Origin of the sequence: Ruficoccus sp. ZRK36, assembly GCF_019603315.1 — a bacterium.
Lineage (GTDB): Bacteria > Verrucomicrobiota > Verrucomicrobiia > Opitutales > Cerasicoccaceae > Ruficoccus.
This window is the reverse complement of record NZ_CP080649.1, coordinates 1,948,164-1,968,988: the sequence shown is the minus strand read 5'-3', so window position 1 is coordinate 1,968,988 and position 20,825 is coordinate 1,948,164. Positions and strand designations below refer to the sequence as shown.

Below are 20,825 nucleotides of genomic sequence, written 5' to 3'. Positions count from 1 at the left end.
GCAATGATACGCACGACCCGCGGATTGTCGTAACCGTACGGGGATCTTTTTATAGTGGGATGAAAGCAGTCCCAGCGCAGGCCAATTGTGGCTCATTTTTAGACAGGCTCCAGCCGGTTCCCTCAGAGGGGGCATTCAGTATCCCCGGATACTGGGTATGGTGCGGGTCGGCCATCCTTGGCGAAGACAACCGCTACCACTTGTTTGCCTCGCGCTGGTCAAAGGAGTACCCGATGTTTGCCGGGTACACGCTGCACTCCGAGATCGTCCATGCGGTATCAGACACCCCCAGCGGCCCCTATACATTTGTGGATAAAGTGCTCCCCTGCTCAGACATAAACGCCTGGGACGCCCGCATGGCCCACAATCCGACCATCCGTAAGTTCGAGGACACCTACCTGCTCTACTACATCGGCTCCAACTACGATCCGACCTCAACGCAAGAGCTGGAGGAGCTAAGCGCACAGAGCTACTCCAATATCCGCATCGGGCTCGCCACTTCAAAGTCCGTCTATGGCCCCTGGCAACCCCTCGACAAGCCGGTCCTGGATATACGCCCTGACCGTTGGGACAACCGCATCGTGACAAACCCGGCTCCAGTCGTCCGCCCGGATGGCCGGACGCTGCTGTATTACCGCTCCAATACACCCGACGGCCTGCGTATCGGGGTCGCCGCGGCAGACAGCCCGGAGGGGCCCTTTGAGCGGCTTCAAGATGAGCCGGTACTTGTCTTCGAAAGCGGTGACTTCATCGAGGACCCCTTTGTCTGGTGGGCAGGCGACCACTACGAGATGCTGGCCAAGGACATGCTGGGGGGCATCACTGGCGAAAAACATGCCGGCGCCCATTTCACCTCAGTTGATGGTCTCGACTGGCAGCTGATGCCCAAGCCCAAGGCCTACTCACGCAGTGTAGCCTACACAGACGGCAGCGTTCGCGACCTCGGATGCCTGGAGCGCCCGCAGCTCCTGTTTGATGACGGCAATCACCCCGTTTATTTATTCGCAGCGGCTGCCGATGGGCCGGGCGGCTTCCGTAACGCCTTTAACACCTGGAGCATTGCCATCCCGATCGAATAGCGCTTCATCGGACGATGCATCCTCTCGACGCTGCTGGTTTATTGTCTATGCTCTGCCCAGAGCAAATGGATAGGAGCTAGCACAGCAGACAGCGCCCGCAAGTTCACTAACCACACATTTCCCAGGCTCAAACGCCCTCCTAGCCCTCCCCATACCCCATGCATTTCCTTGACTGGCTCATCGTCATCATCCCCACCCTGGCCATCCTGTGGCTGTCCTTTCACTCGCGTAAATATGTGCACGGTGTCGTGGACTTTCTGGCGGCCGGTCGTGTAGCTGGCCGCTACGTCATCTCGGTCGGGGACATGACCAATGCCATGAGCATCATGTACCTGGTCGGGTTGGTGGAGATGAAGTACCAGACCGGCTACGCGCTGGCCTTCTGGCAGTTCATGATCATCCCGGTCAGTATTTTCATGGGGTTGACCGGGTACTGCATCTACCGCTTTCGTGAGACCAAGGCGCTCTCCATGGGGCAGTTTCTGGAGATGCGCTACAGCCGCCGTTTTCGCGTGCTGGCCTCGACCTTGCGCACCATTTCCGAGCTACTGACCAACGCTATCGGGCCCGCCATCGCGGCCAACTTCTTTATCTACTATCTGGGCCTGCCGCACAGCATCATGATCTGGGGCATCCCCTTCCCCTGCTACGGCATCGTGGTGACGCTGGTCCTGATCATGGCCATGATCGTTATCTGGCCGGGCGGGCGCGTCTCGCTGCTGCTGACCGACTGCTTTCAGGGGCTCATCTCCTACCCGGTCTTTGTCATCATCACCGGCTATCTCATCCTGACCGTTTCCTGGAGTGGCGAAATCGCCCCCACTCTCATGGACCGGGTGCCGGGCCAGAGCTTCTTCAACCCGATGGACATGGCCGACCTGCGGGACTTTAACATCTTCGCACTTGTGGTAACGGTAATCAGCTCTGTGCTCAACCGCGCCAGCTGGATCGGTAATGACACCTCGGGCTCAGCCCGCACCCCCCACGAGCAAAAGATGGCCGGTCTGCTGGGATCGTGGCGCGCGGGACTCTCGACCTTCATGGGGATCGCCATCGCCATCCTCATCATTACGGTGATGACGCACCAGAATCACGCCGCACGGGCCAAAGACATTCGCACGGAGCTGTCGGCAAAAATCTCCGAAAAGGTCATCACGGATGAGGCCGAGCGCAAAGCCTTTGACACACAGATCGCGGCCATCCCCGAGCAGCATCACGTCATCGGCCAGGACCCACCCCTCTCGCAGCAGAGCAATATCGACACCGTCTACCTTGGCGCCGCTCACGATATGTTTGGCGACGACACGGAGGGGAACACGCATTTCCAGGAGTACCGTACTCAGTACTACCAGATGATGATGCCCGTCGCGCTGAGGCAGATTTTCCCGATCGGGCTGACCGGGTTGTTCTGCCTGCTGATGCTGATGCTCATGCTCTCCACGGACGATTCGCGTATCTTCAACGCCTCCTCGACGCTGGTGCAAGACGTGATCCTCCCCTACCTGAAGAGGCCACTGAGCAGTCGGCAACACCTGTGGCTCCTGCGCATAGTGACGCTATTCATCGCCGTCTTTTTCTGGTGCTTCTCCATGCTCTTCGTGAGCCTGGACTATATCAACATGTTCACCACGATCATGACCGCGATCTGGCTGGGCGGAGCCGGTCCGATCATGGTGTTCGGGTTGTACAGCCGCTTTGGGACTACCTGGGGGGCGTATGCCGCCTTGCTGTTCGGCAGCGGTTTTTCCCTGATGAGCCTCTTCCTGCAGCGTAACTGGCCAGACATGATCTACCCCTTCCTGGAGCGCCATGGCTGGGTCGAGGCCGTAAGTAACTTCCTGGTGGCAGCCTCACGCCCCTTTAACCCCTACATCGAGTGGAAGATGAGCGCGGTCAAATGCCCGATCAATTCCTACGAGTTCTACTTTATCTCAATCCTGCTCGGCATCAGCTCCTATATCATCATCTCGCTGATCACCTGTAAAAAGCCCTACAATCTGGAGCGGATGCTCCACCGCGGCGAGTACAGCATCGACGACGAGAAGCACATCACCGTGCCGTGGACGCCGAGAAACATTGTCAAAAAACTGGTCGGCATCACTCCCGACTATACCCGTGGCGACCGCATCATCGCCTGGTCGATCTTTTACTACTCTATCGTCTACAAGTTTATCGGGTGCTTCCTGATTGTGCTGATCTGGAACCTTATCAGCCCCTGGCCCGATCACTGGTGGAGCGTATATTTCTTCATCACCTATATCGCAGTGGCCATGCTCGTCGGCGTCATCACAACCGTCTGGTTTATGATCGGCGGCATCCTCGATGTGCGCCGCCTCTTCCGCGACCTCAAGGACCGTATCGACAACCCGCTCGATGACGGCCGAGTCGAGGGCGGTGTCTCGCTCATGGACCAGGCAGCCTTTGACGCTCGTGAGCACAAGTACACGAAAAAGGACCAGTAACACAGGGCACCCTCTCCCTTCACTGCGCAACGCGCTGCCCTAGAACGGAGCGGTGTCCTCCCCTTTTCGGAGAACCACCTGCAACCCCTGTGGACCCGAGGGAAACGCCTTCCCACGGCCACCCTTGAGGACGAAACCGGACAACGGACGGCTGGAGCCTGCTCTTTCATCGACGTCTCAAGGGACGGTGGCCTGTTACAGCCTTCAGGCCTATTGGCCTGCTGCTTTAACCGGATGCTGACACGGCAGCTCGGGCTCTTCATGGCGAAGCACGGGTATTTTGCGCCAGAAAATGCTCATCATCACCCCGGAATGGTGACAAAAAAAAGCCCGTCAAGTACTTACCAGACGGGCTTTTAGAAATTGGGTGCAGGGCTTGGATTTGAACCAAGGACCTTCAGGTTATGAGCCTGACGAGCTACCGAGCTGCTCCACCCTGCATCAAAGGGAAAGCGCTACAGCATCATTTTCGGGAATCTTTTCAAGAACTATTTTCATTTTTTTTATATTTGCCACAAAACGACCCTCCGGATGCGAAACAGTCTCAGACAAAAACAGGGCTCTGGCAGAAAAAGGGATTGCCTTCCCCAGGCGGCAACCTATCTTTTCTCCTCTTTTGTTGGATGCCCATTCCGGGCAGACACGGAAACAAACACTCAAGAAAGCAAACAAACCCAACGATCCAAGATCAGCCGGCCATGCCGCTCTGATACGGAGCCAAAGATCATGAACATCACTGTAAAAGACCTCCTCGACGCAGGCGTACACTTCGGACACCAGGTCCGCCGCTGGAACCCGAAGTCCAAGCCGTACGTGTACGATCACCGCCACGGCATCTCCATCATCAACCTCGAAAAGACCTACGGTCTGCTCGAAAAGGCATGTGCCTACGCCGAAGAGCTCGTCGCATCTGGCAAGGACATCCTGTTCGTCGGCACCAAGCGCCAGGCTCAGGAAATCGTCCGCGAAGCCGGTAACACCGTCGGCATGCCCTTCTGCGCCAACCGCTGGCTCGGCGGCACCCTCACCAATTTCCAAACCGTCGAGAAGAGCCTTGAGAAGTACAAGCGCTTCCTGGCTATGGAAGCTGACGGCTCCCTGCAGAAGCTGCCGGGTAAGGAATCCGCTGCCATCCGCCGCGAAATGGCCCGTATGCACCGCAATTTCGAGGGTATCCTCGAGATGAAGAAGGTCCCCGCCGCGATGTTCGTCATCGACGTGAAGACCGAAGCCATCGCCGTCGCCGAGGCCAAGCGCCTGAAGATCCCCGTTATCGCTCTGGTCGATACCAACTCCGACCCGTCGCTGGTCGGCTACCCGATCCCGGGTAATGACGACGCCGTCAAGGCCATCCGTCTGGTCGTCGAGGTCGTCCTCGAAGCCATCCAGAACGGCCTCGCCCGTCGCTCCGAGCCGACCATCACCCAGAAGGACATCACTCCGATGGTCCAACGCGATTTCACCGAGGCACAGCCCGAAGTAACCATTTCTCCCGACCTGATGGTCGACGAGGAAGAAGTGAAGCAGGAGCAGGCTCCGGCCGAGGAAGCAGCTCCCGCTGCCGCTGAACCCACCACTGAAGAAAACAAGTAATTACTAGCTAACCCAGCTGAACAATGGCCACCATTTCCGCAAGCATGGTTAACGAGCTCCGCAAACGCACCGGAGCCGGATTAATGGACTGCAAGGGCGCCCTCGTCGAAGCCAATGGCGACGAAGAAGGTGCAATTGCCATCCTCAAAAAGAAGGGCATCGCCAAGGCCGCCAAGAAGGCCGGTCGCGAAGCCTCCGAAGGCATCATCGAGTCTTACATCCACATGGGTGGCAAGGTCGGTGTCATGATCGAGATCAACTGCGAGTCTGACTTCGTCGCCAAGAACGACGATTTCAAGGCTTTTGCCCGCGACGTCTGCATGCACATTGCTGCCGCCAGCCCGATCGCCGTCAGCCGTGAGGAAGTCGATCCTGCCATCCTGGAAAAGGAAAAGGAAGCTGCCATGGGTCAGGCCGAGGGTAAGCCCGCCGCTGCGGTCGAAAAGATCGTCGAAGGTAAGGTCAACAAGTACCTCGAGCAGAACTGCCTGCTTGAGCAGCCGTTCGTCAAGAACACCGATCAGACCGTGGGCGAACTGCTCACGCAGAAGATCCAGACCATCGGCGAAAACCTCAAGATCCGCCGCTTCGTTCGCTACGCCATCGGCGACTAATCAAGCAAACAAGCTTTTACGAAAAACCCCGGTCCGTTCGCGGATCGGGGTTTTTCTTTGCGAAATATACGCTACGCCATTCCGGCAGGCTCAGCTCAGAGCAAGACTTCAGCGAGCGCGGTCTGTACCGCAGGGCGCAGGCGGCTGGCCAGCCGTTCGTTCGCATACGCGATCCAGCTGACTGGCGTCACCGTATCCATAGGCCCATCCAGCGGGCTGCCGTCAGGCTGCTCGATCACACAGCCACCCTCGCTCAGCGCGAGAACCGTGCTCACATCATAGGGGTGGCAGACCAGCCCCGGCGGCAGGCCGAGCTTGGCAAAGGCCAGTGGGCGCACATCGGCGATGAAAAGATCATGCCCCGCCAGCAGTTCATAAAACTGCCCACCGGTGGAAATGTATTGGTCATTGAATACGACCGGCAGGCTCCCCTCCCCGACTATCCGCCAGAGCGTTTCCTCAAACTGTGCCAGCAGGACCAGCGCTTCCGGACAGAACCGCGAGACGGTCCCAAAGGCATGCTCGACACGCTCTGCATGACTGGGGCGCAGTTGAACAGGAACCTCGCTATCATCTGCCAGGTCAATCCGCCGGGCCCGTATTCCCTGCCCCCGCACGGCGCTTATCTGGTCGGCCAGCCGCTGCCGGGACACAGGCAGCTCGGTCATCACAGCCACTTCGATATCACGCAGTGTATTGGCACTCCCCCGCTGAGGAGCTAGCCCAGCCAGCGCCCAGGCCGAGCGTTTATCGTACATTAGCCCACGCGTGCCATCGATGGGGTCGATCAGGCACTTGAGCAGTGTCTGCTCTGGCGGCGTGCCGAGAGGGAAAGTCAGAGCTGGACCATTTTCCGCCCCTTCCATCACGAACTCGACCGGCCACTCGGCAGGCCAGTTGCGGGTGAACCACTCACAGATCACCGCCTCGCTGATCTTGTCGACGGCGTAGATCGTATCCGCACAGGTCACCTCGGCGATGCCGCTGAGGGCGCGCGCACTGTCAGCGTTCCGGGCAGTGACGACCTGCCGCAGGATTTCCTTTTCCAGCTGAGCCAGTAGCTCTGCCGCCCGGTTCCAGTCGATCGCGAGTGTCGGCTTCCGTGACATAGACGTCCAGCTATAGGTGAGTGACATCTGCCTAGCCAGACAAAGCTGCCACTAACTTTTGACCTACCTGAGCCAAGGCTCAGGAGCGACCTACACCCGATAAGCCTCCATCACTTCCATCAGCGGGCCTACCGCCGTGCTGGGCATATCTCTGAAGATGAACTGGAGCCCACCGCTTCGCCCGTCGGCGAGCTGGAGTGGTACCGTCAGCACGGGCTGAGCGCAGAAACTCGCCGGGATGTTCAGGGTAAGCAAGCGTCGGCGCAGCTCCTCCGTTACTTCGCTTTTTCTGGGCGTCGGTACGGGAGTGACGGGCAGGACCAGAAAGTCATACTGATCGAACACGATTTGAATCAGCTTGCGGGCCTGCTCACGCTTATCCCACGCGAGACTGATCGCCGAGGGGTCACGGTGCCGTCCACGGTTGATACGCTCCCAGACCTCTATGCTGTAGCGGTCCTTCATCAGATCGAGCCACTGAGCGTGGACCTCGTAGGCTTCCTGGTTGCGCAGCACGTCAAAGGCGGGCTCGCAGCCCAAAATGATGCCCCTGGACCACTTTTCCAGCTCGGGGTCACGCTCCAGCTCCAGGTACTGCGCGATGCGCTCTGCAGCCGCACGCAATTCGGGATGGCTGTCTTCAAAGGCTCCTGCGCAGAATAAACCGCGGCCAACGTCGTCTCTGGTTTCGGCGACGAGTATCGAGGTGGCCCGGCGCATGTCCTCCGCCGTGGAGGTAAACCAGCCCACCGTGTCAAAGCTCGGTGCCAGCGGAAAGCATCCTGTGCGCGACCAGGCATTAGGGACCAAGCGCAGGCCATAGATGCCGCAGAAAGCAGCCGGCACACGAATCGAGCCCGCCGTATCCGTCCCCAATGCGAAGGGCACGAGCCCTGAGGCCACCGCCCAGGCCGAGCCACTGCTGGACCCACCGGTGAGGGCATCGGGCACGCGCGGGTGCGGACAATCTCCGCTATGCGGGTTCTCCCCGCTCAGCCCGAACGCGAACTCATTCAGCTGGGTTTTCCCGCTGAAAATCATGCCGTTATCCTGGAGGTTCTCCACCAGCTTCGAGGTTTCCGACGGTACGTTGCGCACCTCATCGAGAAAGGTCGATCCGGCCCTTGTTAGCATGCCTGCCATATCGAAAAGGTCCTTCACGACGAACGGCACGCCCGGCAATGCATCCGCATCGTCAACGTCCGCGATTTGCTCCCGGATTTGATCTTCGTCCGGCACACTGGCGAAAACCGCGCGCCTGAGTTGCTCCGGCATCAGCGCCAATCGGCGCGTCAGCTCAGTCGCCACATCATCGGGGTTTCTTGACCAGCGTTCTTGCCAGGTGGCAAAGTCATCTCTGGGGTAAGGTAAGATGTCAGCCCTGGATTTCACTCTTAATAAATCGACATCCGCGCTCGGCGGTTAAATAACAGTTTAGTAAAATAAACGCCATGAAGAGATACTTTCAACTGCTGGCCTACATATTCTTCGCGTGCTTGCTGGCAGCATGTTCGAAGCCTCAACCCCATCAAAGCGCGGATAGCGAGTCTGACAAGCTGATCCCCATCACCGTCCAGCTCGACTGGGTGCCCGAGCCCGAGCATGGCGGCCTCTTTCAGGCGCAGGCCAAAGGCTACTTCGAGGAAGAAGGGCTCAAGGTCACGCTCCGCCCCGGCGGTGCCAATGTCCTCGTACTGGAGACCGTAGCCGCTGCCGATGCCCAGATCGGCCAAAGCTCCAGCACACAGGTGATCCGGGCAGCCGCGCGCGGCATCCCTGTCTCGAATATAGCAGGGGTCTTTCACGAGATTCCGACCGCCCTTATCCTCCACGCCGACAACCCGATAAGCGACTTCAGTCAGATCAACGGGAAGACAATCATGGCACGCCCGGAGGCCCTGTGGATTCCCTTTCTGAAGCAGCGCTACGACATCGACTTCAAGGTCATCGCGCAGAACTTCGGTATTGGCCTGTTTCTGAACGACCCGGCATTCATCCAGGAGGGCTTCTACATCGCCGAGCCCTACTTCATGGAAAAAGCAGGCGCGAAGGTTAAACTGCTCACCCTCGCCGAAGGGGGCTGGCACGCCTACGCCACGCTCTTCGCCAACGATAAATTTCTCGCCCGCCAGCCGGAGGCTGCAGAGGCATTCGTCCGGGCCTATGTACGCGGCTGGCGCGACTATCTGGAGGGCGACCCCACCCCCGGAAACGCCCTGATGAAAAAGATGCGCACCGACGGCGTGACGGACGAGTTTCTGGCCTACTCCCGCGATATGATCATCCAGCACCGGCTCGCTGCCGACCCGGCCGAGGGTGAGGGCTACGGCACGATCAGCCCCAAGCGGATGCAGCAGGAGATCGATACGCTGGTCCAGCTCGGCGTCCTCAAGCCCGACCAGGTCACCCTCGATCAAGTCCTGGCCGAGTCCATCGCCCCGACCGAAAAAGAGTAAACCCGACGCTACTGATTCATCAGGTTCTGGCTGACGTTGAGGATGCTCATCACGATCCCGAGTGTCAGGACGGCCACCATGACAAAGGCGGAGGTCAGAGCCACACCGGCCACGAGAGAGGTGGCAAACTTCATCTTCGACTCCAGCTCCTCGGAGTGAGTTTTAAAGACCTCGGTAAAGCCGTCCACCAGGCTGCCGGTATTTTCACCGATACTGATGATGTCCAGATCCAGATCGGGCAGCAGCTGGTACTTTTTAAAGGCGATAGAGAACGGAGCCCCGTCGTTGATCATGGCACGCGCAGCCCGATAGCGCTCCAGTATGATGCGGTTATTGATCGTGTTTTCGGCCAGCCGCAGGCTCTCCGTCGTGTTCACCCCGTTCCCAAGCAGGATGGCCAGCACATTGGTCATGCGCGTGACCTCCGCGTGATAGACGAGGCTTTTGATCAAGGGCAGCTTGAGCAGCCAGCGGTCCGTCGCCAGTCGTCCCTTGTCGGACTTTCGCCACTGCATGATAAACGCGAAGACCAGCACCAGCGCACCGAGTATAAACGGGCCGTCCTTGAGCAGGAACTCGGAAAATCCAATCAGGACTCGGGCCGCCAGGTTTAGCTTCTCACCCAGCGAGTCGAGCATGGACTGGATGCGCGGCAACAGGAAAAACAGGAACAGCGCCACCACCCCCAAGGCTACAAAGATCAGGAAAATCGGGTAGACCAGCGCCGTGATCATCTTGGACTTCAGCTCGGCCTTGCGCTCCAGGTGCTCGATCAGGTTCTGCAGGATGGGCACGACATTACCGGTGGCCTCACCGGCATCGATCAGGTGCGCCATCATCGGGTCAAACACAGCGGGCTGCGAGCGCATGGAGACGGCCAGTGTCCGCCCCTCAGACAAGTCCTTGTAGCTATGCTCGGAGAGTTCTTTCAGCCCTGGGTCAGACATGCGCTGCGTCATCAGCTGCATGGCGTCCCCCACGGACATCCCGCTGTTGTGGAGCTGGTAGAGCTTCCGGAAAAACGGTAGAGCCAGAGAAGACTTACGCTTGAAGCGCCCCGTCTTCGAAGCGCGTGAGGACTTCGACTCGGAGGCCGTCGGTACCGCATCCAGCTCCGGCTCCGCCCGCCCGGACCGGGATTTCTTCCGGCTCTGGCGGATATCCAGCGGCTGGATGCGACGTGCCCGCAGCTTCTGGATGACCTGACGGCGGTCCGCAGCCTCCAGCGTACCCGAGCTGGCTTTGCCGGATGCGTCGATCCCACGGTATGTAAAAACAGGCATCGTAAAAGGTTAGCTGAGCGGTGGCGGCGTGTCCTCGGGGGCGGCAGGAGCCTCGTCCTCCACGACCAGGTCCGCGTAGCGCATGATCTCGTCCAGCGAGGTGATCCCGCGCTTACACTGCTCCCACCCGCTGGTCTGCAGCGTGCTCATCCCCTGCGCCTCAGCCCGGTGGCGAATATCGCGCGCGGAGGCCTTGTGGATGATCATCTCGTGAATCTCCTCGGAGACCTGTAAAATCTCGAACAGCCCAACGCGGCCCCGGTACCCCAAGCCCCGGCAATGATCGCAGCCGCCGGGCTCACGCAGCAGGTGGCCATGCTGCACCTCGGTCGGGTCGACGTGGAGCGCCACGAGGCAGGAGCCCAGATGGGCCAGCTCCATATCCGCCTCACGGCTACACCGTGGGCAGAGGCGGCGCACCAGCCGCTGGGCGATGACCAGCTCAACCGACGAGGCGATGAGGAAAGGCTCGATCTCCATATCGATCAAGCGCGTGAGTGCGCCCGGAGCATCATTCGTGTGCAGCGTACTGAGCACAAGGTGACCGGTCAGAGAGGCGCGGATGGCGATCTCCGCCGTTTCGCGGTCACGGATTTCCCCGACCATGATCACGTCCGGGTCCTGACGCAGCACACTGCGTAGCGTACTGGCAAAGGTAAGCCCGATCTCATGGTGCACCTGCACCTGATTGACATTTTCGATCTCGTATTCGACCGGGTCCTCAATGGTGATGATGCGGCGTCGCGGGTCGCGAATCTGCCGCAAAAAGGCGCTCAGCGAGGTGGACTTACCGGAGCCGGTCGGCCCCGTTGCCAGCACGATGCCGTGCGGACGCGTCAGGATCTGGTTAATCTTGTTTATGTCGCGCGGCAGGAAGCCCAGGTCCTCGATCGTCACCGGCTGGCTCTTGTTGCTGAGCAGGCGGAGGCTGACGCTCTCCCCGTACATGATGGGCAGCGAGGAGATACGGATATCGATATCTTCCTTACCGACCGTAAAGCTGATGCGCCCGTCCTGCGGGCGACGGCGCTCGGAGATATTCAGCCGCGCCATGATCTTCAGGCGCGAGATAATCGCCCGCTGGAACTGGACCAGATTATCCGGCACGCGGACCGGCACCAGCTCCCCGTCGATACGATAGCGGATCTGGAGAGACTCCTTCTGCGGCTCAAAGTGGATGTCCGTCGCACGGTCGGCAATGGCCTTGGTAATGACCTCATTAACAAAACGGATGAGCGCGGCGTCTTCGTCGTCCTCCTGACGGTTGTCCTCGGACACCTCGGAGAAGCCCTCCAGCTCGTCCGAGTCGAGGCTGCCCGAGCCAACCCCAAAAACCTGCGTGATCGTCTCGTTGACCTTGGCGGCAGGCCCCAGATACCAGTGGGGGCGGCGGCCACAGGCGGCGAGGATCCAGTCGTCCATCACCGCATCCGGTGGCCAGGCCGTGATGAGGTTTAGCTGCCCCTCCGGAGTATCGGCGACATGCACAGGCAGGCATTGATACTCATTGATCAGGCGCAACGGCAGCGCATCCTCCGGGGCCTCGGACAGACGGATGTCGTCCAGAACCTCAAGTCTCGCGAGCTCCGCCAGCTCTTTCAGGACGTCGCCCTCGGTCGTGTTCCAGGCTACCGCCAGAAACCCGGTCCGCTCCTGGCGCGGGATTTCGTGAAAGGCCTCCTGCTGCTCCTCACTGAGCCGGGCCAATATCTGCTCGTCCACTTTCACGTCGCTGACAGCAAGGGTTAACGGTTGGGGCCGTAAGTCTTTTTCGCAGGCCGTTCGATAGGTTCGGCAGGCGGCTCGTAGATCTCGTTGTCGTAGACCTCGCTCATGTCCGGGTTATCCAGGTACTGCTGCACGCTGGAGCCGTTATCCAGATTGTGGATCGTACGGTTCGCGATGCGGGTAGCGTCGGTCTGTGCGTAGATCACGTTCGGTTTGATAAAGATCATGAGCTCGCGGCGATAGTCCGCGTTGGTCTCCGGTTTAAAGAGCTCTCCAAGCAGCGGTATCTTACTCAGTAAAAAGACCTCCTGATTCGTCCGGCTAATGCTCGACTCCTGCAAGCCCGCCAGCACGATAATCTGCTGGTCTGTCACGCTGACGAAGGATGTCGCCTCGCGCACGGCAACGATCGGCGTATCGACCCCGAGCACGTCCGTACTGCTGTCCGGCACGACGTTCTCGACCTTCTGGTCGATCTCCATCTGTACGACGCCGTTGGAGCCGATGAGCGGCTTAACCGTAAGCTCGATGCCGACATCACGGTAATTCACGGTGCTGGTCGTAGCATCGGGATTCGTCTGCGAGGTCGTGCTACCGGTCACAAAGGGGCGCGACTCGCTGACGTTGACTGTCGCCTCCTGATTATGCGTCGTGGCCAGAACCGGAGCCTGCAGCACACGCAGTTTCCCGGAGGACAGAGCAGGCCCGAAGGTGACGGAAAACTCCTTCAGGTCGGCAGTCGCCGTAATGTCAAAAGCCGGAGTCCCACCGATGCTGGGTGTCTGTGTCTGAGCGACAAGCCCGCCCCAGGCCGTACTGTCACGCGTCAGGCCGAGCGAGGTCAGGCCGCTGACCTCGTCCTTGTCCAGCGTGACCTCCGCGATGATGACCTCGATCAAAACCTGCGCCAGCACGACGTCGATTTTATCGATCAGGTCGCTGATCTGCTTAATGTCGCTCTTGGTCCCGTAGACAACAACGGCGTTACTGCGCTCGTCGGCCACGATCGTGATGTACTTGCTAAACTGAAGGTTACCGGTGTCAATCCCGTCCACACTTGATGAAGCAGACTGTGTCGGGGGGGCGGCCGGTGCATTGCCAGCACCCGCGGCCGGCCCCTGAGGTGCCCCACCCTCAGTGTTTCTGCCGACAGCGTTCTCGGGCTCCTCTTCGCGAGTTTGCTGCTGACCGGAGACAACGGAGTCGAGGAGCGTCTGCACATCGATAGCCTGCGCGTGTTTGATGTAAAAGACCTCGCTGCTGGTCTGTGGCTCCACATCGATGTCAAAGCTCTCGATAATCGAGTTGAGCATGGTGACGTTGGTCGGGTGCGTAAGCACAATCAGTTGATTCGTACGCTCGTCGGCCTCGATCGTCGTGTTGTTCATGAAGTACTTGCTAAGCGCACTGCCCTGGCTCAGGAGCAGATTCTGAAGGCGCGACTGTAGATCGCGGGCCTGCATGTTTCGCAGGGGGTAAAAGAGCACCTCCTCATCGATATCGCGCGGAGTATCAGCCTGAATCAACACCTCCTCCACACGCTGGAGGTTGATCAGCGTATCGGTGAGCAGGAGGGAGTTTGCCTTCGGGAGGGCCACCGACTTGCCGATCGGATTGGGGGACATAATCGGCTCGATGATCTCTTTGTATTCACCGCCGGATACGCTGAGGTACTTCAGGCGCATGAGCATGGTGTAGAACTTTTCGCTCGCCGGGTAATCAAGCGCGCTACCCTCGATGAACTCGGGCACCTGGCGGGCCACGTCCTGATAGGTCACCGCCTTGATAAAGCTCCCCATCGGGGTCAGCGCGATGCCATTGAGGCTGAGCAAACTCTCCAGAGCGATGAGCGCCTCCTGGCGCGTCATGGGCCCATGGCTGTCAAAGGTAATCTTGACGGGAGGCAGGTTCTGCGCGCGCAGGATGGCCTTACCCGAGAGCGTCTCGATCAGCCTGAGTACCTGCTGTGCACTCTCGTCCACCAGAACGAGGTTACCCACAGACTGATCACGCTCCTCAGGGGCCGCCTGCGCGGTGGGCTGGAAGCTGGGTGTGTCCTGTGGTGCAGGCGAAGCGATCCGGGAAGACGAGCGCACGGGGATCGTCGAGGGCGGGCTAGCTGGCTGCCCAAAGACAAAACTGGTGCAGAAAGCTCCCAGCGCAAGCAACGCCGTCAATCGCTGTAAAAGTGGTGAACGGGATTTCATGTTTCCGGTTGGGTATAACGGGCGCCCCTTAGGGCTGGCCCTGGTCTGCATTGAATTCAAATGAGTTAATAATGTAAAGGGCGTCGTGCTCCTCGCGGTTGCGGTTATCCGCACTGATGCGAATGCTCTCGATCTTGATGTAGGGCCACTCCTCCTGGATTTTCTGATCAAACTCCAACAGCTCGGGCAACCCGTCTTTTTGCAGGTTCACCCGCATCGAGTAGATCTTGAGCTTGTCGTCCGCGCGTGCGCGTGGGGTGTTGATCGTCGGGGTCACCCGCGAGCTGCGCGCCAGGGCATCAATCCGCCCGGCCAGAGCAGCTCCCGAGAAGGTCTTCTCCGGATTCAGCTTCTCCATGGCCTCGCGTAACTCATCCTCCAGGATGGGCTCCATCGCATACCACTGGCGGTGGTAGTCGAGCATCTCTCCGGTCTCGCGCATCTGCCGCACCGAGCCAACGATGCCTGCCAGCAAGAAGACGCAAAGTATGAGTAAAGCGCACCAGATCAGGCCGCTTAGCAGGACCTGCTCGCGCAGGCTCAGACGTTTAAAAAGTCGGCGGATCATACGGCCTCCTCGCTAGCAGATTCAGGCTCGATCGCCTCATCCTGAGACTCCGCGCTCTGGGCCGGAACGGTCTCAATCGGATCGACACCACTCGGTGGCGGCAGGTAGCGCAGCTCCAGCGTGAAGCGCACCTCTCCGCTCCCGCGGGACTGGTAGTCAGGCGGGCTGATCTGCTCAAAAAGCCCGGAGTCCGTCAGCGCATCCGCAAACTGGTTCACCTCGACAATGCTGCCCGCCTTACCGCGAATTGTGACTTCATTGTCTTTATTCAGGGCCACTGAATCAAAATACACCCCGTTCTTCCCCATGCGGTTGAGCTTCACATCGTTCACCGCTTCGAGAATCGTAAAGGGCCGGAAGGGTGAGCCTGCGAACTGCTTGAGCTCTTCAAGGTTTTGCTCTTTCAGTTCCAGCGCCATGATCTGAGGCGTCTGCTTGGCGATCTTGCTCTGTCGGGATGAAACCATACCAGCCAGCACTGCCCAGCCCACGGCAAGAAGCAGCAGGACCGCAGCCACAGCGCCGGCTATGAGCATCCCCTTCCAGAGAGCGGCCCCCAGACGGCGGGATTTTTGCTCACTGGCCTTAAAGGCTGAATCACGCAGATCCGTCGGCCAGATCGTATCCGTATCATCAATACGGTAGACAACAGGCTGACCGGGCACCGGGGCATCGGCCATCGGTTCGCCATCATGTGACTCCACAGCGGATGCGGGCATATCAGCCCCCATGTTTTCGACATTCTCCCGCTTCACACAGGACAGATCAAACGCTACGGTCCCATCCCTACCCTCGCGGGCTTCCTCCAGTACGAAGAGGCCCGAGTCCTTTGCCTCGGAGGGGCGCTCGCTGGCGTAAATGGCAAACGCCTCGGGCAGCGGATCGCCATCGGTCTCGATCAGGTGATGGGTAAAGCCCGTCGGCAGCGGGCATGCCTGCTCGCCGTAGTGCGCAAGTGTCAGGCAGTTACCATAGAGGATCGCCGGTGCACCCTGCGTCGGCTGACCGGCACACAGCAGCGGATAAAAAGCAGGCAGGACAAAGAGCGCCTCATCCCATGAGGCTGTAAGGGCGACAGGTAGGCGGGGCTGGCAGGCCGCCACGATCAGCAGCCAGCGGGCGGAGGCGTCCATCTGGTACCCCCAGGCCAAGTGCTCCAGCGAAAACGGCGACATCTCCTCCAGCGTCAACTCCGCAAACGACGGAACATCTACCGGGCGCATCCCCTCGGGCAGCTCAAGCGTACGGGTAAAGAACAGGTTACCCGGCACAAAGCTCACCGTACGCGGCATGGTCGCCGCGTTATCCTGCATAAATTGTTTAAGCCTGACCATCGCTCAATCGATCTCCATACTTTCTACCAGCTTTACGAGCGTAAAAGGGTACGTGCTCTCGCTACCGCTTGTTGTGCTGCTACCCCCGCCTGTCGTCGTACTTGTCGATCCCCCCGGCGTAGAGGTCGAGGGCGAAGACGGGCTGCCAGAGGCATTACCGCTACTGCTATCCTCGTCATCATCAGAACCCTCGCCGGTATCAACCAGCGCGGTCAGGAGGTATGCTTTTTCACCAAAGCTCACCCGCACCTCGATCTTGAGCACCTCACAGGTGTAGCTGGCCGGAGTCTCCCCGATAGATATGCCCAGAGCCGTGATGTCATCGGCGCTGGTGAAAAACTCGTCGTCATCGGTCCCCGGAATGCGGTCCTGGCCATTACGCTGGTCGATCAGGTACTCGTCATCGAAGCCATATTGCTCGCTGAGAGTCTCAAGCACGTCTGCCTGGGCGGTATTCATGTTGGGATCGGCGGTGGTGTGCAGGGAAAAGGATTGGGTGAAGCGCGTATGCAGCTCGTTTGGCGCGCCTTTTTCGTCGAAAAACAGCTCCTTGAACCCCTTGATATAACGCAAAGCTTCCCAACTGTTCAAGGGCGCATTAGCAGGAGAAATGGGCGGGTCCTCGTCCTCGTAGAAGTTCTTCTCAGCCCCGTTGAGGCGCGTATCGTCGTCCTCATCCATCCAGTCCAGCAGGGAGTCGCTGAGCGTCTCGGCATCGCTGTAGTCAACATCCAGCGTATCGAAAAACGCCACCAACTGCGACCCGGTGACCTCATTGAGGGGAAATTTCCCGGTCTCGTCTGTCACTGTTACCTCGATCTCGAGGCCCTCGGGCCAGGTCAGCGTATCGGCATAGGCCATCGGATCCGTCCACCCCTGAGCCGGTCCACTCAGCATCCCGTCGATCTCACGAATCTCGTTGAGGACGGCCAGCGTACTCTCCAGAGCCGATAGCCCCACAAACCGCAGCTCGTCGCGGGAAACCTGAACCGTGCGTGCCCGCACCTGCATCGTCAGGTCCTCGATCACCTTCACGATCAAGACCGAGATGAGGAAGATCATGACCAGCACGATCATGAGTATGGCGCCCCGGCGCGGAGAGCTCCTATGATCACACCAGCGGCACATCGGCATCATAGGTTGGGAGCAGGATCTCGATGATCTGCTCGTGTTCATCCGCTGGGTGAGTAAAAATCACTTTGATCATGTCGGGCATCTTCAGCCCGCCCTGATCGGCATCCTCAGGCTCCTCGGAGACCTCCCACTCGTCGTCCTCGGCGTCATAGTAGGCGTAGAGGAGACTGGTAACATAGGGCGAGAGCGGCGTGCGGCGCAGGTCGTCGGAATCCTCCGCTGCCATCTCATCGCTCTGCCAGAGCAGATAGAGCCCGTCCTGCCGGTTGAAGACCAGGTAGCAGTCTACCTCGGGCAGGTAAGTCTCCGGCTCGACAAAGAGCGGCAGCTCGCCCGTGAGGCGAAAGCTGAGCACCTCGTCCTGCCCAAGCGTCACGCCGGGTATCTCCGCAAAGGCGACCGGCTGCGCGTCCTCCTCCTCTTCGTCCGCAATCGCATTGGCGAAGGCAAAGTCCAGGAAACGCTCCACCCCCTCGATGTGCTCCTCGAAGGCAGGCCGCTCCTCCAGGTTCACCTTCAGCCTGAAAATCCCGAACAAAAACGAAGCCGCCGCGATCAACAGCATGCCGCCCAGCCCGATGGACAGCACCACCTCGATCAGGGTAAAGCCACGCGTACGGCGATATGTTCGGGAGTCGTTCATAGGCCGCGTCGTGAATTTTGCAGGTCCCGGGTTTTATCATCGAGCAGCGTCGAGCGCTCATCACTCACCGACCACTCGGGTCGCAGTACATACAGGCTCTGCTCACGCAGGTACGTCCCCTGGCCGTCCTCGTCTCCCGGCACTTCCTCCCACTCCAGGGTCAGGCGCAGTGTAAAGAGGTCCACAATATCCGTCTCCTCGACCTCGGCCTCCCAGTGAATATTTCCCGAGTCGAGCGTCTGGATATCGCCGCCGTCCTCCATGTCTTCGCGGCCGCTCACCTGAAGGATCTCACGCACGGCAAAGCGCAACTCCTGCTCACGCCGGGTATCCTCATCCAGGGTGTCCATGGCATGCACCGACATCTGGACAGCCTGGCTGAGCATCCCCACCACACCGGCAAAGATGGCCAGCGCGATCACGACCTCGATCAGACTAAGGCCCCGGCGTTGGGCTTGCGTGCTCATTCAAAAAGCTCCTTGCTGGCCAGCGGTCCGCTGGAGAAAGGGTCCAGACTCAGGACAGACTCCTCACCCGTGCGCCAGCGAAAGCGCACCTGCGCAGGCTGCGAGACCCCCGAGGGGTGAAACTGCAACTGAGGGAGCGGCTCATCCCAATCGACATCCGACGTGCGCCCCAGGCCACCCTCGGCCTCGGCGGGCACTGGGAAGAACTCCACCGTCACCTCCGGATTCGTGATGACTGGCGCGTCCATGTCCTCCTCGGACGCTGGGGCACGATCCACCACCTGAAACTCCTCCGCCACGTCATCAAAGCGCAGGTAAACCGGGTGGTTCGACGTCGCCGCCTTGATCCGTGCCTCACGCACAGCCTTACGGAACTGCACCTCCAGCGGCGTACTCTGGAACGCCGGCAGGAGGTTTTCCAGATTACTCACGACCAGCCCCGTCACCATGCACAGCAGGCCGATGACAATGACGATCTCGACCAGGGTAAACCCCCGGATACGGGAACAGGACTGGGCATGTCGGCAGGGCAAGGCGTGCAGTTCTCGTTGCAGGGTGAAAGCGCCAGGGCGCGAGCAGGCCGGAAGCTCGATGAATCTCCCGGCCGAGGAAGCAGGCTTATTCCCAGTTACCGATGTCGTCCGAGCCTTCCTTACCGTCCGGCCCGAAGGACCACAGGTCGTAGCCGTCGGTGTTATGGGTGCCGGGCTGGCGATACTGGTAGGGGTTACCCCACGGATCGACAGGCTCCTTTTTCAGGTAGGGGCCCTTCCAGCGGTTACCGGCGTTGGAGGGAGCCGTCCGTAGCGCAGCCAGGCCCTGATCCGTCGTCGGATAGCCGCCCATATTCAGGCGGTAGGCCATCAGCGCCGTGGGGCCGGTGGTTTCACAAAAAGTCTGGGCGATACTCTCCTGACCACCTCCGAACAGCTTGTCGAGGGCGACGATGCTCGCGCCCGCCAGCATGGCGATCAGCGCGATGACGATCAGGATTTCAATCAGCGTAAAACCGCGCCGGACCGTGCGGGCCACGGATTTGGCGGCGGAGAGGGGAACTCGGTTGTCGATCATAGGAATTAACGGATATTGGAAGTCTTGGCCACAAGGGCGGCAAAGGGGATATTCTCTACCGCTCGGGCCGGAAATCCAAGTTCTAACTGGAAGGCGAATATGACGAATAGGTGACGATCATGGGTGAAAAAGCACGATAGCAGAAGGCAACCCGCCCTGCCCTCCAGAGTGACGGATTCCCTGTGACGCCTAAAACACCTCTGGCCACTAAAAGTTGCAGCTAAACGCGCTGATTTCACACATTCCACCGCTTATCTGCTCCCTGATTAAACTCAGGCACACCACAGCCCACGCGACAAAAAAATCCCCGCCAACAGGCGGGGATTGGAAAGTCAAAGCGGATAAAGATTACTTAGGCAGCCCGGCGACGACGCACCCATGCTACCATCAGAGCAACGATCCCCAGCCCTGCCGCATAAAACGCCGGCTCAGGAACGACTTGGGCAGTACGAATGGTAATACTACCAGCACCAACTCCAGCACCACCGTCAGTGCCATAAACAATCGTGTCGAGGTAGTTCGTCGCGATATTATAGGTGTTGCCACTGACAGTACCATTCGGAATGGCTCCGGGGGTTTCACCGACATCCCATGAGCTATCCGTGACCAAGGCCATCTCAGCGATGCTGGACAAAATCTCTTCAGAGTAAGTGGTAACACCGGCTAAAACCCAATAATAGACGACTTGTCCAACTGCGGCACTACCGTCGGGCGTAGTGGTATCAATCGTAGTATCAGCAGTAACAAAGCCATCGTAATAGGACTGCTCACCTTCGCCAACGATTGCAGTATCGAGCACGACCAAATTATCGTAGATAGCCTGCACATCCGTTACGTTAGCGCCGATATCAAACCCAGCATTAAAGTAACCCATGGCAACAATGGCGTTATTGTCAAAGAGCTCGCCAGTTGAGTCGCTAAGCAAGAAGGAACTACCGATGGGGTTATCTCCTCCCCATTTGATGGTTGTCGTCGCCGTTTGTGCCCAGCAAGCAGTGGTAGCGATTAAGAGCAGACTGGCAGTCAGATAATGGTGAAACTTGTTGTACATTTCAAAAGGTATTCGTGTGAAATTAT

General features: G+C 59.2%; 19 protein-coding genes and 1 tRNA gene. 6 read left to right on the top strand and 14 right to left on the bottom strand.

Annotated features, from left to right (window positions below; genetic code table 11):
- Positions 1-59: 59 nt before the first annotated feature.
- Together K0V07_RS08655 and K0V07_RS08650 are read left to right on the top strand one after the other, a co-directional pair.
- Positions 60-1,079, top strand: coding sequence for a glycoside hydrolase family protein (locus K0V07_RS08655; RefSeq protein ID WP_220620995.1), 1,020 nt, complete (start codon positions 60-62; stop codon positions 1,077-1,079).
- A 158-nt stretch (positions 1,080-1,237) separates the two neighbouring features.
- Complete coding sequence (locus tag K0V07_RS08650) at positions 1,238-3,541, top strand: hypothetical protein (RefSeq protein ID WP_220620994.1); 2,304 nt, start codon at positions 1,238-1,240, stop codon at positions 3,539-3,541.
- Between the two features lie 364 nt (positions 3,542-3,905).
- Here the strand turns inward: K0V07_RS08650 and K0V07_RS08645 are convergent.
- Positions 3,906-3,982 (bottom strand) — tRNA-Met (locus K0V07_RS08645).
- Here K0V07_RS08645 and K0V07_RS08640 point away from each other — a divergent pair.
- From K0V07_RS08640 to tsf, 3 genes are read left to right on the top strand one after another with little or no spacing between them, the layout of a single operon-like run.
- Positions 3,946-4,251, top strand: a complete 306-nt coding sequence (locus K0V07_RS08640; protein ID WP_220620993.1) for a hypothetical protein — start codon at positions 3,946-3,948, stop codon at positions 4,249-4,251. The genes K0V07_RS08645 and K0V07_RS08640 overlap by 37 nt on opposite strands.
- A 16-nt stretch (positions 4,252-4,267) precedes the next feature.
- Complete coding sequence (rpsB, locus tag K0V07_RS08635) at positions 4,268-5,134, top strand: 30S ribosomal protein S2 (protein WP_220620992.1); 867 nt, start codon at positions 4,268-4,270, stop codon at positions 5,132-5,134.
- A 23-nt stretch (positions 5,135-5,157) separates the two neighbouring features.
- A complete protein-coding gene (gene tsf, locus K0V07_RS08630; RefSeq protein WP_220620991.1) occupies positions 5,158-5,748 on the top strand; it encodes a translation elongation factor Ts in 591 nt (196 codons plus the stop codon).
- 95 nt (positions 5,749-5,843) lie between these two features.
- On the opposite strand, the gene K0V07_RS08625 is transcribed toward tsf, so the two are convergent.
- Both K0V07_RS08625 and K0V07_RS08620 read right to left on the bottom strand, forming a co-directional pair.
- Entirely contained in the window at positions 5,844-6,857 is a 1,014-nt protein-coding gene (locus K0V07_RS08625) for a hypothetical protein (RefSeq protein ID WP_220620990.1), read from the bottom strand.
- A 90-nt stretch (positions 6,858-6,947) separates the two neighbouring features.
- On the bottom strand, positions 6,948-8,249 hold the full coding sequence (locus K0V07_RS08620) for an amidase (protein ID WP_220620989.1): 1,302 nt from the start codon (positions 8,247-8,249) through the stop codon (positions 6,948-6,950).
- Positions 8,250-8,308: 59 nt separating this feature from the next.
- Between K0V07_RS08620 and K0V07_RS08615 the strand changes: the two genes are divergently transcribed.
- Positions 8,309-9,313, top strand: a complete 1,005-nt coding sequence (locus K0V07_RS08615; RefSeq protein WP_220620988.1) for an ABC transporter substrate-binding protein — start codon at positions 8,309-8,311, stop codon at positions 9,311-9,313.
- A gap of 8 nt (positions 9,314-9,321) precedes the next feature.
- On the opposite strand, the gene K0V07_RS08610 is transcribed toward K0V07_RS08615, so the two are convergent.
- The 11 genes from K0V07_RS08610 to K0V07_RS08560 form a co-directional block, all read right to left on the bottom strand.
- Entirely contained in the window at positions 9,322-10,596 is a 1,275-nt protein-coding gene (locus K0V07_RS08610; protein WP_220620987.1) for a type II secretion system F family protein, read from the bottom strand.
- A 9-nt stretch (positions 10,597-10,605) separates the two neighbouring features.
- Positions 10,606-12,324, bottom strand: a complete 1,719-nt coding sequence (locus K0V07_RS08605) for a GspE/PulE family protein (RefSeq protein ID WP_255567918.1) — start codon at positions 12,322-12,324, stop codon at positions 10,606-10,608.
- A 17-nt stretch (positions 12,325-12,341) separates the two neighbouring features.
- A complete protein-coding gene (locus tag K0V07_RS08600) occupies positions 12,342-14,531 on the bottom strand; it encodes a secretin N-terminal domain-containing protein (RefSeq protein ID WP_220620986.1) in 2,190 nt (729 codons plus the stop codon).
- Between the two features lie 28 nt (positions 14,532-14,559).
- Complete coding sequence (locus tag K0V07_RS08595) at positions 14,560-15,099, bottom strand: hypothetical protein (RefSeq protein WP_220620985.1); 540 nt, start codon at positions 15,097-15,099, stop codon at positions 14,560-14,562.
- Positions 15,096-16,412 carry a PilN domain-containing protein gene (locus K0V07_RS08590; protein ID WP_220620984.1) on the bottom strand — a complete coding sequence of 439 codons (1,317 nt, stop codon included), beginning with the start codon at positions 16,410-16,412 and terminating at the stop codon, positions 15,096-15,098. Before K0V07_RS08590 ends, K0V07_RS08595 begins: the two co-directional genes overlap by 4 nt.
- Positions 16,413-16,436: 24 nt before the next feature.
- Positions 16,437-17,510 carry a type II secretion system protein GspK gene (locus K0V07_RS08585; RefSeq protein WP_220620983.1) on the bottom strand — a complete coding sequence of 358 codons (1,074 nt, stop codon included), beginning with the start codon at positions 17,508-17,510 and terminating at the stop codon, positions 16,437-16,439.
- A 34-nt stretch (positions 17,511-17,544) separates the two neighbouring features.
- The gene (locus K0V07_RS08580) at positions 17,545-18,210 is read right to left on the bottom strand and encodes a prepilin-type N-terminal cleavage/methylation domain-containing protein (RefSeq protein WP_220620982.1); all 666 of its coding nucleotides are present in this window, start codon (positions 18,208-18,210) and stop codon (positions 17,545-17,547) included.
- Positions 18,207-18,677, bottom strand: a complete 471-nt coding sequence (locus tag K0V07_RS08575) for a prepilin-type N-terminal cleavage/methylation domain-containing protein (protein ID WP_220620981.1) — start codon at positions 18,675-18,677, stop codon at positions 18,207-18,209. Before K0V07_RS08575 ends, K0V07_RS08580 begins: the two co-directional genes overlap by 4 nt.
- Positions 18,674-19,210 carry a prepilin-type N-terminal cleavage/methylation domain-containing protein gene (locus tag K0V07_RS08570; RefSeq protein WP_220620980.1) on the bottom strand — a complete coding sequence of 179 codons (537 nt, stop codon included), beginning with the start codon at positions 19,208-19,210 and terminating at the stop codon, positions 18,674-18,676. The genes K0V07_RS08575 and K0V07_RS08570 overlap by 4 nt, the downstream gene beginning before the upstream one ends.
- A gap of 85 nt (positions 19,211-19,295) precedes the next feature.
- The gene (gene gspG, locus K0V07_RS08565; protein WP_255567916.1) at positions 19,296-19,748 is read right to left on the bottom strand and encodes a type II secretion system major pseudopilin GspG; all 453 of its coding nucleotides are present in this window, start codon (positions 19,746-19,748) and stop codon (positions 19,296-19,298) included.
- Between the two features lie 352 nt (positions 19,749-20,100).
- A complete protein-coding gene (locus tag K0V07_RS08560; protein ID WP_220620979.1) occupies positions 20,101-20,799 on the bottom strand; it encodes a hypothetical protein in 699 nt (232 codons plus the stop codon).
- Positions 20,800-20,825: the final 26 nt, after the last annotated feature.

Bases quoted from the DNA above. Each gene is read 5' to 3' on its own strand.
- K0V07_RS08585 (WP_220620983.1), bottom strand. From the start codon at position 17,510: ATGATCGTGCTGGTCATGATCTTCCTCATCTCGGTCTTGATCGTGAAG.
- K0V07_RS08600 (WP_220620986.1), bottom strand. From the start codon at position 14,531: ATGAAATCCCGTTCACCACTTTTACAGCGATTGACGGCGTTGCTTGCG.
- K0V07_RS08560 (WP_220620979.1), bottom strand. From the start codon at position 20,799: ATGTACAACAAGTTTCACCATTATCTGACTGCCAGTCTGCTCTTAATC.
- K0V07_RS08655 (WP_220620995.1), top strand. From the start codon at position 60: ATGAAAGCAGTCCCAGCGCAGGCCAATTGTGGCTCATTTTTAGACAGG.
- K0V07_RS08650 (WP_220620994.1), top strand. From the start codon at position 1,238: ATGCATTTCCTTGACTGGCTCATCGTCATCATCCCCACCCTGGCCATC.
- rpsB (WP_220620992.1), top strand. From the start codon at position 4,268: ATGAACATCACTGTAAAAGACCTCCTCGACGCAGGCGTACACTTCGGA.
- K0V07_RS08610 (WP_220620987.1), bottom strand. From the start codon at position 10,596: ATGCCTGTTTTTACATACCGTGGGATCGACGCATCCGGCAAAGCCAGC.
- K0V07_RS08640 (WP_220620993.1), top strand. From the start codon at position 3,946: ATGAGCCTGACGAGCTACCGAGCTGCTCCACCCTGCATCAAAGGGAAA.
- K0V07_RS08595 (WP_220620985.1), bottom strand. From the start codon at position 15,099: ATGATCCGCCGACTTTTTAAACGTCTGAGCCTGCGCGAGCAGGTCCTG.
- tsf (WP_220620991.1), top strand. From the start codon at position 5,158: ATGGCCACCATTTCCGCAAGCATGGTTAACGAGCTCCGCAAACGCACC.
- K0V07_RS08615 (WP_220620988.1), top strand. From the start codon at position 8,309: ATGAAGAGATACTTTCAACTGCTGGCCTACATATTCTTCGCGTGCTTG.
- K0V07_RS08590 (WP_220620984.1), bottom strand. From the start codon at position 16,412: ATGCAGGATAACGCGGCGACCATGCCGCGTACGGTGAGCTTTGTGCCG.
- K0V07_RS08580 (WP_220620982.1), bottom strand. From the start codon at position 18,210: ATGAACGACTCCCGAACATATCGCCGTACGCGTGGCTTTACCCTGATC.
- K0V07_RS08575 (WP_220620981.1), bottom strand. From the start codon at position 18,677: ATGAGCACGCAAGCCCAACGCCGGGGCCTTAGTCTGATCGAGGTCGTG.
- K0V07_RS08625 (WP_220620990.1), bottom strand. From the start codon at position 6,857: ATGTCACGGAAGCCGACACTCGCGATCGACTGGAACCGGGCGGCAGAG.
- gspG (WP_255567916.1), bottom strand. From the start codon at position 19,748: ATGATCGACAACCGAGTTCCCCTCTCCGCCGCCAAATCCGTGGCCCGC.